This window comes from Geoalkalibacter sp., assembly GCF_030604225.1.
GTDB lineage: Bacteria > Desulfobacterota > Desulfuromonadia > Desulfuromonadales > Geoalkalibacteraceae > Geoalkalibacter.
This window is the reverse complement of record NZ_JAUVWH010000085.1, coordinates 1-14,335: the sequence shown is the minus strand read 5'-3', so window position 1 is coordinate 14,335 and position 14,335 is coordinate 1. Positions and strand designations below refer to the sequence as shown.

The 14,335-nt window shown below is 65.4% G+C and carries 15 protein-coding genes; 10 read left to right on the top strand and 5 right to left on the bottom strand.

Annotated features, from left to right (window positions below; genetic code table 11):
- From QAT43_RS10155 to QAT43_RS10140, 4 genes are all read right to left on the bottom strand, one after another.
- Positions 1-740, bottom strand: a 740-nt coding sequence (locus QAT43_RS10155; RefSeq protein ID WP_305042956.1) for a capsule assembly Wzi family protein, incomplete at its 3' end; no start/stop codon positions are given.
- A gap of 219 nt (positions 741-959) precedes the next feature.
- The gene (groL, locus tag QAT43_RS10150) at positions 960-2,600 is read right to left on the bottom strand and encodes a chaperonin GroEL (protein WP_305042955.1); all 1,641 of its coding nucleotides are present in this window, start codon (positions 2,598-2,600) and stop codon (positions 960-962) included.
- Positions 2,601-2,641: 41 nt separating this feature from the next.
- Entirely contained in the window at positions 2,642-2,932 is a 291-nt protein-coding gene (gene groES / locus QAT43_RS10145; RefSeq protein WP_305042954.1) for a co-chaperone GroES, read from the bottom strand.
- Between the two features lie 222 nt (positions 2,933-3,154).
- Complete coding sequence (locus QAT43_RS10140) at positions 3,155-3,703, bottom strand: hypothetical protein (protein ID WP_305042953.1); 549 nt, start codon at positions 3,701-3,703, stop codon at positions 3,155-3,157.
- 190 nt (positions 3,704-3,893) lie between these two features.
- On the opposite strand from QAT43_RS10140, the gene QAT43_RS10135 reads away from it, so the two are divergent.
- From QAT43_RS10135 to QAT43_RS10095, 9 genes are all read left to right on the top strand, one after another.
- Positions 3,894-4,970 carry a pyridoxal-phosphate-dependent aminotransferase family protein gene (locus QAT43_RS10135; RefSeq protein ID WP_305042952.1) on the top strand — a complete coding sequence of 359 codons (1,077 nt, stop codon included), beginning with the start codon at positions 3,894-3,896 and terminating at the stop codon, positions 4,968-4,970.
- 98 nt (positions 4,971-5,068) lie between these two features.
- A complete protein-coding gene (gene def, locus QAT43_RS10130; RefSeq protein ID WP_305042951.1) occupies positions 5,069-5,587 on the top strand; it encodes a peptide deformylase in 519 nt (172 codons plus the stop codon).
- Positions 5,588-5,616: 29 nt separating this feature from the next.
- Positions 5,617-6,525: a methionyl-tRNA formyltransferase gene (fmt, locus tag QAT43_RS10125; protein WP_442900240.1), complete on the top strand. Its 909-nt coding sequence runs from the start codon at positions 5,617-5,619 to the stop codon at positions 6,523-6,525.
- Positions 6,526-6,535: 10 nt separating this feature from the next.
- Positions 6,536-7,315: a DUF116 domain-containing protein gene (locus QAT43_RS10120; protein WP_305042949.1), complete on the top strand. Its 780-nt coding sequence runs from the start codon at positions 6,536-6,538 to the stop codon at positions 7,313-7,315.
- Positions 7,316-7,333: 18 nt separating this feature from the next.
- Complete coding sequence (gene rsmB / locus QAT43_RS10115) at positions 7,334-8,686, top strand: 16S rRNA (cytosine(967)-C(5))-methyltransferase RsmB (protein ID WP_305042948.1); 1,353 nt, start codon at positions 7,334-7,336, stop codon at positions 8,684-8,686.
- Between the two features lie 98 nt (positions 8,687-8,784).
- Positions 8,785-9,450, top strand: a complete 666-nt coding sequence (gene rpe, locus QAT43_RS10110) for a ribulose-phosphate 3-epimerase (protein ID WP_305042947.1) — start codon at positions 8,785-8,787, stop codon at positions 9,448-9,450.
- Positions 9,447-10,013, top strand: a complete 567-nt coding sequence (locus tag QAT43_RS10105) for an NUDIX hydrolase (RefSeq protein ID WP_305042946.1) — start codon at positions 9,447-9,449, stop codon at positions 10,011-10,013. Before rpe ends, QAT43_RS10105 begins: the two co-directional genes overlap by 4 nt.
- 84 nt (positions 10,014-10,097) lie before the next feature.
- Positions 10,098-11,327, top strand: a complete 1,230-nt coding sequence (locus QAT43_RS10100; protein ID WP_305042945.1) for a c-type heme family protein — start codon at positions 10,098-10,100, stop codon at positions 11,325-11,327.
- Between the two features lie 75 nt (positions 11,328-11,402).
- A complete protein-coding gene (locus QAT43_RS10095) occupies positions 11,403-13,250 on the top strand; it encodes a bifunctional homocysteine S-methyltransferase/methylenetetrahydrofolate reductase (RefSeq protein ID WP_305042944.1) in 1,848 nt (615 codons plus the stop codon).
- Here the strand turns inward: QAT43_RS10095 and grxC are convergent.
- Entirely contained in the window at positions 13,219-13,500 is a 282-nt protein-coding gene (grxC, locus tag QAT43_RS10090; RefSeq protein ID WP_305042943.1) for a glutaredoxin 3, read from the bottom strand. The genes QAT43_RS10095 and grxC overlap by 32 nt on opposite strands.
- A gap of 103 nt (positions 13,501-13,603) precedes the next feature.
- Here grxC and QAT43_RS10085 point away from each other — a divergent pair, with 103 nt between their 5' ends.
- Positions 13,604-14,026 (top strand): hypothetical protein, encoded by a 423-nt coding sequence (locus tag QAT43_RS10085; RefSeq protein WP_305042942.1) that lies wholly within the window; start codon positions 13,604-13,606, stop codon positions 14,024-14,026.
- The last annotated feature ends 309 nt before the right edge of the window (positions 14,027-14,335 follow it).

The following is a 14,335-nucleotide window of genomic DNA, read 5'->3' as shown; positions in this document are numbered from 1 at the left end:
TTGAATACCCAAGGCAGCAGCACAGGAGACGGCGTAGTGAGACGCAGCATGTCGAGAGGTTTTGCATTATTGCTCAGCACCAGGGCGCCGTTGCGGCCCTGCCCCCACCACAACGACTGGCGACCGATGGAAAGTTCCAGGGGGCCAAGGCCTAGGGCAGCGCGGCCATCGAGTAACCGCCAAGTGCCGTCGGACCCATTTTCCTGCACGGCGAAAAGTGGGCGGGCCGACAGGTGCAGGCGCCGCCACAGACGTGCCTCGCTCGCCAGAATAACCTGGCCGTTATGCCCTTCGCCAAAAGCTAGCCCCTGGCGATTTGCGTCCAGGGCAAACTGGCGAGCATTGGTCGCGGCTATCGCCGTATCGTCGCCCTCACGCCAGGCATGAGACAGGCTCACCTCGCGCAGCGGCTTAAAATAATCCGAACCGACCGCGCCGCCCAGCTCAGCCAATTCCCCTTTCAGCTCACGCTGCAGATTGCGCAACAACTCCGCAGCCACCAGCAGACGCTGTGAATCCTCGCTCCGCATTGCCGCCGCCGTCAGCCGCGCCGCCTCAAGCCGCGTGTAGGGACGGCTGCCCTTGAGGGAGGAATCGATCAGCCCCAACCCTTCAAGCTTGTCCAGTGCCGGATAAACCCAGCTGCCCAAAGGAACGGGTGCCGATACCGAAGCGGCAATAACCGGGGCGGCCGGGCAAAGCAGTCCGGCGAGCAGCAGACAATGCAGGAGGAATCTCACTGTATTTACAACCTTCGCGGAATTGAAAGAATGGCAGACAGAAAAATGGAATTGTCAGGAAGCATTAAATGAAAATGAATCAAAATTCAGAAAGATGCAAAATAGCAGGGTCAAGCGATGCTGTCAACATTTCACAAGCCCTTGCGCCACATATGAAAAAGGGGCTTCCGCCGCGACGGAAACCCCTTTTTTCGATGAACCACGAACTAGGCGCAACTCTTACATCATGTCCATGCCGCCCATGCCGCCCATGCCGCCGGGCATTGCGGGCAGTTTTTCTTCCTTGCGGGGCGCTTCGGCGACGCAGGCTTCGGTGGTCAGCATGAGACCGGACACGGAAGCCGCGTTCTGCAGGGCATAGCGCGCGACCTTGGTGGGGTCGATGATGCCGGCCTGGAGCAGGTCGCAGTAGGTGTCGGTGGCGGCGTCGAAACCAAAGGCGCCGCTTTCGCCGATGACCTTGTTGACCACGATGGAGCCTTCCATGCCGGCGTTGGCGGCAATCTGGCGCAGGGGCTCCTCGAGGGCGCGGCGCACGATCTTGACGCCGAATTCCTGCTCGCCTTCGACCTTGAGTTTGTCAAGGGCGCTGATGATGCGGATCATGGCCACACCACCACCGGGGACGATGCCTTCCTCGACGGCGGCGCGGGTGGCGTGCAGGGCGTCCTCGACGCGGGCTTTCTTCTCTTTCATCTCGGTTTCGGTGGCGGCACCGACCTTGACCACGGCCACGCCGCCGACCAGCTTGGCGAGGCGCTCCTGAAGCTTCTCACGGTCGTAGTCGCTGCTGGTTTCCTCGATCTGGGCGCGGATCTGCTTGACGCGCGCGGCGATGTCGGCTTCGGAGCCGGCGCCGTCGATGATGGTGGTGTTGTCCTTGTCGATGACGATGCGCTTGGCGCGGCCGAGCATGTCGAGGGTGGCGTTCTCGAGCTTGAAGCCGATTTCCTCGCTGATCACCTTGCCGCCGGTGAGCACGGCGATGTCTTCGAGCATGGCCTTGCGGCGATCGCCGAAGCCGGGCGCCTTGACGGCGGCGACATTGAGGGTGCCGCGCAGCTTGTTGACCACCAGGGTGGCCAGGGCCTCGCCCTCGACGTCCTCGGCGATGATCAGCAGGGGACGGCCCTGCTTGGCCACCGGCTCGAGCACCGGCAGCAGGTCGCGCATGTTGCTGACCTTCTTGTCGTGGATGAGGATCAGGGCGTCCTCGATGACGGTTTCCATGCGCTCGGCGTCGGTCACGAAGTAGGGGGAGAGATAGCCGCGGTCGAACTGCATGCCCTCGACGGTTTCGAGGGTGGTTTCCATGGACTTGGCTTCCTCGACGGTGATGACGCCTTCCTTACCGACTTTTTCCATGGCTTCGGCGAGGATGTTGCCGATGGTGGCGTCGCCGTTGGCGGAAATGGTGCCGACCTGGGCGATTTCCTTGTGGTCCTTGATGGGCTTGGAGAGCTCTTTCAGCGAGGCGACGCAGGCTTCAACCGCCTTGTCGATGCCGCGCTTGATTTCCATGGGGTTGTGGCCCGCGGTCACCAGCTTGACGCCTTCGCGGTAGATGGCCTGGGCGAGCACGGTGGCGGTGGTGGTGCCGTCGCCGGCGACGTCGGAAGTCTTGGAGGCGACTTCCTTGACCAGCTGCACGCCCATGTTCTCGAACTTGTCCTCGAGCTCGATTTCCTTGGCGACGGTCACGCCGTCCTTGGTGATCAGGGGAGCGCCGAAGGATTTCTCGATGACCACGTTGCGGCCCTTGGGACCCAGGGTCACCTTGACGGCGTTGGCCAGGGCGTTGACCCCGGTGAGGATTTTGGCGCGGGCGTCCTGCCCGAATTTGATTTCCTTGGCTGCCATGAGACTATGTCCTCCTTGTCAGGATTAAGTTTGAAAGGGAATTACTGCTCGATGACGCCGAGGATGTCGTCCTCGCGCATCATGAGATATTCCTTGCCTTCGATCTTGATCTCGGTGCCGGCGTACTTGCCGAAGAGCACCTTGTCGCCGACCTTGACATCGAGGGGCAGCACCTTGCCGTCCTCGGTCTTCTTGCCGTGGCCCACGGCGACGACGCGGCCCTGCTGGGGTTTTTCCTTTGCGGTGTCGGGGATGATGAGGCCGCCGGCGGTCTTGGTTTCCTCTTCGAGGCGCTCCACAATAATACGGTCGTGCAGGGGTCTGATGTTCATCTTCTTCTGTCTCCTTTCCGCAGTGCGAAAGATAATCGGGGACCCGGCCCCGGCATTTGCCTGTCTCGGCAGAAACCTTCTGTTAGCACTCAAGAGAGTCGAGTGCTAACGACAGGGCTAAATATAATCAGCGCCAAAACAAAGTCAAGGGGGCAGAACAGAAAAAAATGCAGAGGACGAAAGGCGGGGCGAGGAGGGCGAAAATGGCCCCTGGACGGGGCACTAGTCCATCAGGGCCCCCCAGAGGCCGGCGGCGAGGGCCGCGGCGACCCGCTGGGCAAGCTCCAGGCGTTTGGCGTCGAGGCTGGCGCGGTCGTGCTCGAAATAAAGGCCGTCGGGATAATCGAGGACCAGGGTCGGTTCGGCGGCGCCCGGCTGATGCAGTTGCAGGCGCGTCTTGAGACGGATGTCCGTGGCGCGGGCGCCGCTGTCCTCAAGGTAGCCGAAGATTTCCCCGGTCAGGTAGGGGCGCGCGGCGAGCCAGGCGGAGTCGATGCTCTCCAGATCGTCCTTGAGGATGAGCACCTCGAAGGCGTCGCGGCCCAGTTGCGCGGCGCGGCCGTGGAGCTCGTCGACAAAGGTGTCGAACAGCGGCTCGGCCACCGCGGGCGGCACCATCACCGTGCGAAAGGGCACCACAAAGAGGGCCTGGCGAGGCGGAAGCGCCCGGAACTCCTCGGTTTTCGCGATACCCAGGGGCGACTTGGCACCGCAGGCGCACAGCAGCAGCAACGACAAAAGCACGCACAGCTTCAGATTTCTCAACAGCATCGGTTTTCCCCGGCAAGATGTGCGCGTCCCACAAACCGCGTTCCGCGCCGCGGCCACACCGGATTGGCGGACCCTAAGAATCAACACTAACGCCGCGCCCCCGGCCCTGTCAACATCCTTTCCCTTGACACCTCGCGATCTCGCGAGTAGATACAAGCGGACAAGGATTCCCCCTCCAGGAGCACATCCCATGCACAAGAAACTCTACATCCCCGGTCCGGTGGAAGTCTCCCGCGACGTTCTCGAAGCCATGTGCGCGCCGATGATCGGCCACCGCATGAAGGAATACGCCGTGGTGCACGAACGGGTCACGCGCGGCCTCAAGCAGTTGCTCAACACCCAAGATCCGGTGTTTCTCTCCACCTCCAGCGCCTTTGGGGTCATGGAGGGCGCGGTGCGCAACCTGGTGCAAAAGCGCTGCGCCTGCTTCGGCAACGGCGCCTTCAGCAGCAAGTGGCACGACGTGACGCGCCGCTGCGGCCTTGAGGCCGACCTGTTCAGCGCGGAGTGGGGCGAGCCCATCAGCGCCAATATGGTCGAACAGGCCCTGGCCACGGGCAAGTACGACGCCCTGACCCTGGTGCACAACGAAACCTCGACGGGGGTCATGTCGCCCCTGGAGCAGATCGCGGCGGTCATGAAGAACTACCCGGAGGTCTCCTTCATCGTCGATACGGTGTCCTCCATGAGCGCGGTGCCCCTCGATCTGGCGCAACTGGGCACCGATGTGTGCCTGGCCGGGGTGCAGAAGGCCTTCGGCCTGCCGCCGGGCCTGGCTGTGTTCGCCGTGTCGCGCCGGGCGCTGGACAAGGCGCGCACCACCCCTAACCGTGGCTACTATTTTGATTTCGAGGAATTCGAACAGAACGATCTCAAGCACAACACGCCGAGCACGCCGTGCATCAGCCTGATTTACGCCCTCGCCCATCAGCTCGACAAGATGTTCGCCGAGGGGCTGGAGCAGCGCTACGCCCGCCATGCGCGGATGGCCGAGGCGACCCGCTCCTGGGTGCGGGCCCAGGGCTTTTCCCTGTTCGCCGCCGAGGGGGCGCGCTCCCAGACCCTGACCTGCGCACGCAACGACGGCCGCACCGACCTCGAAGCCCTCAAGAAACTTGCCGCCGCGCGCGGCTACGCCATCGACAACGGCTACGGCAAGATCAAGAACCTCACCTTCCGCATCGCCCACATGGCCGACATGACCCTGGCGGACCTGGAGGAACTCTTCCCCCTGCTCGAGGAGCTGCTGCCCCAGGCCCGAAAATAGGGGCGGCGCGGTTGACTTGGCGCGGACGCTGCATTTAAGATACTGGATTCAGCCAGTCAACAATCACCCTCCCTCAAACCCCGGGAACCAATAAGCCTATGGCCCTTCGCCGCATCCTGCATTATCCCGACCCCCTGCTGCGCCAGGTCTCGCAGCCCGTGGCCGAAATCGACGACGAGATCCGCGAGCTGGCCCGCGACATGGCCGAGACCATGTACGCCGCCCCCGGCGTCGGCCTGGCCGCGCCCCAAGTGGGCGTACTGAAACGGCTGATCGTCCTCGACTGCGCACGCCAGGACGAGGCCCCGCAACTGATGACCGCCGTCAATCCGGAGATTCTGGAGGGTGCGGGCGAGATCAACGAGGAAGAGGGCTGCCTGTCGGTCCCCAGCTACTACGCGCGGGTGGTGCGCCAGCCCGAGGTCCGGGTGCGTTTCCTCAACCTCGACGGCGCGGTGGTGGAGATGAACGCCGAGGGCCTGCTGGCCGTGGCCTTCCAGCATGAGATCGACCATCTCAACGGGGTGCTGTTCGTCGACCACCTCTCCTCCCTGAAGAAATCCCTGTTTAAAAAGAAATACAAAAAAATCCTGGAGCAAAAACAGGAGGAGCTGTGATCGACCCCGGCACGATCCGCACCGTCTTCATGGGCACGCCCGAGTTCGCCCTGGCCAGCCTGCAGGGGCTGATCGACTTCGGCCTGCCCCTGGTGGGCGTCTACACCCAGCCCGACCGCCCCAAGGGGCGCGGCAAGCAGCTGGCGCCGCCGCCCGTCAAGGAACTCGCCCTGGCGCGCGGCATCCCCGTGTTTCAGCCCCTTAAACTGCGCCGCCCGGAGGTGGTGGAGGAACTGCGCGGCCTCGCGCCCGACCTCATCGTGGTGGTGGCCTACGGCCAGATTTTGCCGCAGAGCGTGCTCGACATCCCCCGCTTCGGCTGCATCAACGTCCATGCCAGCCTCCTGCCGCGCCATCGCGGCGCGGCCCCCATCAACAAGGCGATTCTCGACGGCGACGCCGAAACCGGCATCACCACCATGCTCATGGACGTGGGCCTGGACACGGGCGACATGCTGGTCAAGCGCGCCACGCCCATCGGCTCCGACGAAACCGCCGGCGAACTGCACGACCGCCTCGCCCGGCTCGGTCGCGAGACCCTGGAGGAGACCCTGCGCCGGCTGTGCGCTGGCACCCTGCAACCGGAGAAGCAGGACGACGGCCTGAGCACCTACGCCCCCATGCTGAAGAAAGAAGACGGCCTTATCGACTGGAGCCGCGACGCCCGCGCCCTGCACAACCAGGTGCGCGGCCTCGACCCCTGGCCGGGGGCCTACACCCTGCTCGACGGCGAGGTGTTGCGCCTTGCCGCCACCGGCGTCGAGGAGGGCGGCGGCGAACCGGGCATGGTGGTCGGCGCCGATGCCTCGGGAGTGCGCGTGGCCTGCGGCAGCGGGGTGCTGCGCGTCGGCGCCCTGCAACTGCCGGGGCGCAAACGCCTGGCGGCAGCCGACTTCCTGCGCGGCACGCCCCTGGCGGTGGGGACCAAGCTCGCCTGAGGACTTTTTCGTGACGGATTCATCAACCCCGCCGAACCGCCTGCAACCCCGCAAGCGGCTGTTCATCGGCCTGCTCTCCGGCGTCTGCGCCCTGGTGCTGGGCCTCGCGCTGCTGTTGTGGTGGGCGCCCACGGTGGGCCTGGCCAACATTCATCCGGTGCTGCCGGTGGTGCTCGGGCTGGTGCTGGCGACGATCTCCCTGTGCATCGTCGGCGGCCTGCTGCTCTTGGTGCTGACCCTGCTCACCGGTCGCGACCTGTTTTTTTCCGAGCGCCTGCGCCGCGTGGTCATCAAATACCTGTTTCCCGGCATCATCGGCCTCGGGCGGTTGCTCGGCATGGACCGCGACAGCCTGCATCAGTCCTTCATCGCCCTGAACAACCAGCTGGTGCGCGCCAAGAAACTGCGGGTCGGCGCCGGTCAGGTGCTGATCCTGCTGCCGCACTGCGTTCAGTTGTTCGACTGCGGCATCAAGATCACCGGCGATGTGAGCAAGTGCGCCGGCTGCGGCCGCTGCGACATCAAGGGCCTGGTGGAGATCGCCGCCGCGCGCGGCATCGACATCGCCGTGGCCACGGGCGGCACCCTGGCGCGCAAGATTATCGTCGAGAAGCGGCCGCGGCTGATCGTGGCGGTGGCCTGCGAGCGGGATCTGACCTCGGGCATTCGCGACGCCTACCCCCTGCCGGTCATCGGCATTCTCAACGAACGCCCCCACGGGCCCTGCTTCAATACCCAGATCGTCCTCGAGCAGGTGCGCGAGGCCCTCGATCAGTGCGTGTCGCGCTGAGCCCGGAAAGGAACCGTCGTGTCCGCCTCCAGCCCGCGCCATGCGGCCTTTGACATCCTGCGTCAGGTCGAGGACGGCGCCTATGCCGACCTGGCCCTCGACGCCGTCCTGCAGCGCAACCGCCTGAGCGATCCGCGCGACCGTGCCCTGCTCACCGAGTTGGTCTACGGCGTGCTGCGCCGCCGCGGGCGGCTGGATTTCGCCCTGAGCCGCTGCTGCCGCCAGCCCCTGGCCAAGCTCGAACCCGCGGTGCTGCGCCTGCTGCGCCTCGGCGCCCATCAGCTGCTGCACCTGGAGCGCATCCCCGCCCACGCGGTGCTCAACGAAAGCGTGGCCCTGGCGCGCCGCCTCGGCCTGGAGCGCGCCACCGGCCTGATCAACGGCGTGCTGCGCGCCCTGCAACGCGAGCTGCCCAATTTGCCCTGGCCCGACGCGGCGCGCGCGCCGCGCGCCCATCTGGAGCACGCCCTGTCCCTGCCCGGCTGGCTGGCGCAGCGACTCATCGACCAGTTCGGCGCCGCGCAAGCCTGCGCCCTGGGGGCCACCCTGCTCGACGCCGCGCCCTTCACCCTGCGCGCCAATCGCCTCAAAACCACCCGCGCCGACCTGCTTGAAAGCCTTGTCGCGGCCGGGCACCAGGCCCGCGCCGGCCGTTACGCCGAGGACGGCCTCATTTTGGAGAAGCGTGGCGCCGCCGCCCTGCCCGGCGACGCCGAAGGCCTCTACCAGGTGCAGGATCAGGCCAGTCAGCTCATCGCCCCGCTGCTTGGCGCCCAGGCCGGTGAAAGCCTCCTCGACGCCTGTGCCGCCCCGGGGGGCAAGACCACCCATCTCGCCGCCCTGACCGACAACCAGGCGTCCATCCTCGCCGTGGATCTGCATCCCCAGCGCGTGGCACTGATCCGCGAGGGCGCCGCGCGGCTGGGTTGCGCCGGCATCGAGGCGCGCGCCTGGGATATGAGTCGCACCCCCGATTTCGTGGCGCCGAACAGCCTCGACCGCATCCTGGTCGATGCCCCGTGCAGCGGACTGGGCGTACTGCGCCGCAACCCGGAAATCCGCTGGCGGCGCCAGCCCCGGGATCTGACCGCCCTGGCCGCCCTGCAGGGCGCCATTCTCGCCGCCGCAGCGCCCCTGCTGCGCCCCGGCGGGGTCTTGCTGTATTCGGTGTGCACCTTCACCCGCGAAGAGACCGAAGAGGTGATCGCCGCGTTTCTCGACCGGCATCGCGACTTTGCCCGCGAGGATCTGCGCGCCGTCGCCCCCCCGCACTGGCAGGAGCTGTTCGACGACCAAGGCGCTCTACGCACCCTGCCCCATGAGCACGACGGCATGGATGCCTTCTGGGCGGTGCGGATGAAAAAGCGGTGAGTTGTCAGTTGATGATTTTGCGCTGTTTCGTTGACGGGCGGAAATGGTTTTTTATACGGGTTTTACAAATGACCAAGGACAGCCTTTAGGAGTTCTCCATGATCAAGATCGCCCCTTCCATCCTCTCCGCCGACTTCGCCCGCCTGGGCGAGGAGGTGCGCGCCTTGGAGGCGGCCGGCGCCGACTATGTGCACGTGGATGTCATGGACGGGCATTTCGTGCCCAACCTGACCATCGGCCCGCCGGTGGTGGCGGCCCTGCGCCAGGTTACGCGCCTGCCCCTGGACGTGCATCTGATGATCGCCAATCCCGACGCCTACATCCCCGAGTTCGCCAAGGCCGGCGCCGACATCCTCACCGTGCACCAGGAGGCGAGCACCCACCTGCACCGCACCGTGCAGCTGATCCGCGGCCTCGGCAAGAAGGCCGGGGTATCCCTCAATCCCGCCACGCCGGTGGCCACCCTCGACGTGATCCTTGATGAGCTTGACCTAGTGCTGGTGATGAGCGTCAATCCCGGCTTCGGCGGCCAGAGCTTCATCCCATCGGCCCTGGACAAGATCGCTGCCCTGCGCCGCGAGATCGACCGGCGCGGCCTGGCCACGGAACTGGAAGTCGACGGCGGCGTCAAGGCCGACAACATCGCCGCCGTCGCCGCAGCCGGGGCGCGGGTGTTCGTCGCCGGCAGCGCGGTGTTCGGCAGCGGCGATTACGCCGCGACCATCGCCGCCCTGCGGCGCAACGCCACGAGCCCGCGCGCATGACTCTCGATCGCGCGGCGGTGCGCCAGGCCCTGGCGGGCCATCCCGTTGCCCGCCTGTCCACGGAAAACCTCGCGCCCGCGGCAGTGCTGCTGCCGCTCTTCACGCGCGACGGCGAGGACCAGGTGCTCTTCACCCGCCGCCCCGAGACCATGCCCCATCACCGGGGCGAGATCTCCTTTCCCGGCGGGCGCCGGCAGCCCGGCGACGCGGACCTGCTCGCCACCGCCTTGCGCGAGACGCAAGAAGAAATGGGCATCGCCGCGCGGGACGTGGAGGTGCTGGGGCGACTCGACGATTTCTTTTCGGTGCACGGCTATCACGTCACCCCCTATGTCGGCGGCTTTCCCTACCCTTACGCCTTTCGCGTCGACCCGCGTGAGATTGCCGAGGTGATCGCCGTGCCCCTGGCGCGCCTGCGCGACCCGGCGGTGTTTCGCACCGAGGACTGGAGCCATCGTGGACGCACCTGGCCGGTGCATTTCTACCGCATCGACCACCACGAAATCTGGGGCTTGACCGCGGCCATTCTCAGCCAATTCCTGGAGCGCACGGCACACCTGTGAAAATGGCCCTTGCGCTCAGGTTATTTGACGCTAAAATAATTTCCTTAAAACCATCCAAACTGTCCTGCTTGGGATGACGCGACCATGAACTTTTTCCGCAATCTCGGCCTGCTGGCCAAGATCTCCGTGATCGTGGTCGCCATTCTCACCCTGTTTCTCGGTTTCAACGCCCTGCTCAATTATCGCCAGCAAAAAAGCATCATCCTCGGCGAGGCCCTGATGAAGGCCCGCGGCGCCGCCTTTCACGCGGTGCAGTCCCGCGAATATCTCTCCGCGGAATATCTCAAGGGCAAGGTCACCTTGTCCGTGGAGCGCTACGGCCTGATTCCCGTGGTGGCCTCCAACCGCATCGGCATGCTGGTGGCCGAGGACCTCGGCTACCGCATCCGCCAGACCTCGGACCGCTACCGCAACCCGAAAAACGCGCCGGATGCCTTCGAGACCGCGGCCCTCAAGGCCTTTCGCGCCGAGCACAGCCTGCTCGAATATTTCGAGGAAACCAAGGCCGACGGCGAGCCGGTGTTTCGCTACCTGCTGCCCTTCAGCGCCGACGAGAGCTGCCTGCAATGCCACGGTGATCCCGAGCAGGCGCCCGACTTCATCAAGCAGCTCTTTCCCGCCGAGCGCGACCAGGCCTACCATTACGAATTGGGCGAGGTCATCGGCGCGGCCTCCATCAGCATTCCCATGGAGGATCTGTACATGCAGATCCATGCCAACCTGCGCTTTGATCTCATGGTCACCGGCGGCACCTTCCTGGCGCTCATCACCTGCCTGGGCTTTCTCATCCGCCATACCGTGACCCGGCCCCTGGCGGAGCTTGGCGACGCCATCGGCGAAATCATGCGCACCGGCCGCTTCGAGGAGCAGCTGCCCGGACGGGGTCGCGACGAGATCGGTCTGCTCATCGAGCGCTTCAACGAGATGAGCGCCCACCTGCGGGAGAAAACCCGCGAAGTGGAAGAGTCCGAGCGGCGCTTCCGCCTGCTCACGGAAAACGCCCGCGACGGTATCATCTCCTTTCTCGCCAACGGCCAGATCATTCTCTTCAACCGCCAGGCTGAAAAGATCTTCGGCTACAGCAAACGCGAGGCCATCGGCATGAACATCCTCGCCCTTATTCACCCCGATTGTCCGTCCATCCATGAAATCGGCGCCCCGGAGTATTTCCGCATCCATGCCGCCGAACTGATGAGGGAGATCCGCCGCATCCCCGGCCGCCGCCGCGACGGCGCGCCCCTGCCCATGGAACTGGCCCTGTCCCTCACCGAATCCGACGGGCACATCTTTTACACGGCGATCATCCGGGTGTAGCAAGAAAGATCGTCCTTGGTCCTTTGTCCTTAAGCGGTTAGCGGTTGATTTCGCTCTTTCGGAAGTGATGGTTCCATGCCTGCCTATCCTCCACGGTCCCAACGTTTTCTCGAACTTCTCGCGCAGCGGGTGCTGGTCGGCGACGGTGCCATGGGCACCCTGCTCTATCAGCGCGGCGTGGCCCTCGACGCCAACTTCGAACACCTCAACCTGGTGCGCCCGCAGTTGGTGACGGCGGTCCATGCCGATTACGCCGCCGCCGGCGCGGATCTGTTGGAAACCAACACCTTTGGCGCCAACCGCCTGCGCCTGGGTGCCATCGGCCTGGAGCACCGGGTGGCGGCCATCAATGCCGCGGGAGCACGTCTGGCGCGCGAGGCGGCGGGAGCGGAGCGCTTCGTCGCCGGAGCGGTGGGGCCCCTGCCCCAGGCACGCGCCGAGGAACAGGAACTGGACGCCGAAACAAAGCGCGAGATTTTCCGCGAGCAGATGACGGCCCTCGCCGACGGCGGGGTGGATCTGTTCATTCTCGAGACCTTCTCGTCCCTGGAGGATCTGCGTCTGGCCCTGGCGGTGGCGGCCGAACTGGGCCTGCCGGCCAGCGCGCAACTCGCCTTTCTCGAGGGCGGACGCACCCGCGAGGGGCTGAGCGCCGAAAACGCGGCGAGCGCCCTAGAGCAAGCCGATGCGGCCCTCATCGGCGCCAACTGCGGCGCCGGTCCGCGCGATCTGCTCGCGGTGCTGCGCCGCCTGGCGCCCCTCACCCAGCGGCCCCTGGCGGCCTTCGCCAACTCGGGCTTTCCCCAGTACCGCGAAGGGCGCTTCATGTACCTGGCGACGCCCGAGTATTTCGCCGCCATGGGGCGCGACATGGTCGCGGCCGGCGCCACCCTCATCGGCGGCTGTTGCGGCACCACGCCCGAGCACATCGCTGCTCTGGCCCAGGCCCTGCGCGACCTTGAGCCCGCCGCCCGCCCTTCCCTGCCGCGCCGGCCCGAAGAGGCGCCACCGCCGCCGGCCGCCGCGAGCGCCGCGCCCAGTTTTCTCGCCGCCTGGGGCCAACGGCCGGTCATCACCGTGGAACTCGATCCGCCGCGCGGCCTGAACTGCGACAAGATCCTGGCCGCCGCAGGGCAACTGCGCGCCGCCGGCGCCGACGCCATCAGCCTGGCGGAAAACCCCCTGGCGCGCATCCGCATGGGCAACCTGGCGCTGGCCAGCCGCATTCAGCAAAGCTGCGGGGTGTCGGTCATCGCTCACGTCACCTGCCGCGACCGCAACCTCATCGGCCTGCATTCGGAGCTCATGGGCGCGCATCTGCTCGGCTTGCGCAACATTCTCGCCGTGACCGGCGATCCCGTGTCCCTGGGCGGCGAAGCCGGCGCGTCGAGCGTGTTCGATCTCAACTCCATCGGCCTGCTGGAGTTGCTCGCCGCCCTAAACCAGGGCCGCAACCTGCTCGGCGCCGAGCTCGACGGCCGCACCGAGTTCTTGCTCGGCGCCGCCTTCAATCCCAACGTGCGCAGCATGGAAGGCCAGATCCGCCGCCTGGAGAAAAAAATCGCCGCCGGCGCGCGTTTCGTGCAGACCCAGCCGGTGTACAGCCCGGCGGTGCTCGAGGAGCTGCTGGAGCGCACCGCCCCCCTGGGCATCCCCGTGCTGGTGGGCATCCTGCCCCTGGTGAGCGAGCGCAACGCTGAATTTCTGCATAACGAGGTGCCGGGCATTTCGCTGCCCGATGAGGTGCGCCGCCGCATGCGCGGCCGGAGCGGCGAGGAAGGAATCCGGGAGGGGCTGGCCATCGCCGCGGAGCTGATCGCGGCGGGACGCGGGCGGGTCGGCGGCTGGTACCTGATGCCGCCCTTCGGCAAGGTGGATCTGGCGCTCTCGCTTATGGAGCGGATCCGCGCGGAGGAACGCTGAGGCCGAGCAGCTCGTCGAGTTCGCCCTTCTCGTCAAGATCGAAGAGATCGCTGCAGCCGCCGACGAGGCGGCCATCGACGAAAATCTCCGGCACCGTTTCGCGCCCCGAGCGCCCGCGCATTTCCTGCTCCTTGCGCGGGTCGTCCGTCACGTCGTACTCAACGAAACTCACCCCCTTGATGCGCAGCAGTTCCTTGGCTCTCTTGCAGTAAGGACAGTAACTTTTGGTATAAATTTCCACTGGTTTCATCTCGTATCCCGGGCGCTAAAGGCGGATGCCGCCGACTGAAGGTCCAATTCTAACCAAGGAATCGGCGCTTGCAAGCGCGCCCTTCGCTTCTCGGAGGACCGCCATGAAAATTTTTCCGCGCACCTGGCTGCCGACGCTCCTCATGCTCCTTCTGACGATGGGGTGTGCGCCCAAAAGCCTCACCCCGGAAAAGGATCTGCTCGACACCCTGGGCCGCTTCACCCAGGATCTGCGCTGGAACAATCCCCAGGGCGCGGCGCGTTTTTTCGCCGAAGACCAAAGGAGGAATTTTCTGGAGCGCTATCAGGGTCGCGAGGGGCTCAACATCACCGATGTCCAGGTGACCGACATTCGTTTCAATCCCGACCGCAGCCAGGCGGAGGTCGCCATGCGCCTGGAGTACTATCAGCTGCCCTCGGCTTCGGTGCGTCGCCAGGACCTCCGGCAGACCTGGCGGGTCGAGCCGGGAGTTCTTCCCGGTCCCGGTTCCTGGCGCCTGCACACGCCCTTTCCCGATCTGCCCTGAAACCCGGACGACCCTTGCAAGACGGCGTTTTCCTTGCCCTTGTCCCCACCAAGAGGGTCCGTCCGCAGCCAACTTTTCCCTTGCCTTGGCCTTTATCCTTGTGCTATTTAACTGCATACTGTATACATTACACAAAACAATAAATCGCTGCATTGACCCGTCTTTTGCCCTTTTTTCGCGGGCAGACAGCACTTTACCAGAGCTCCGGCCAGACGAAGCCGACAGGAGGTCGATTTGGCCCAGATCGTTTTTTCCAGTTGGGGAAACAAGATCGTCGACAACCGCAAGGTTGACGGCGAAGCGCAGGCT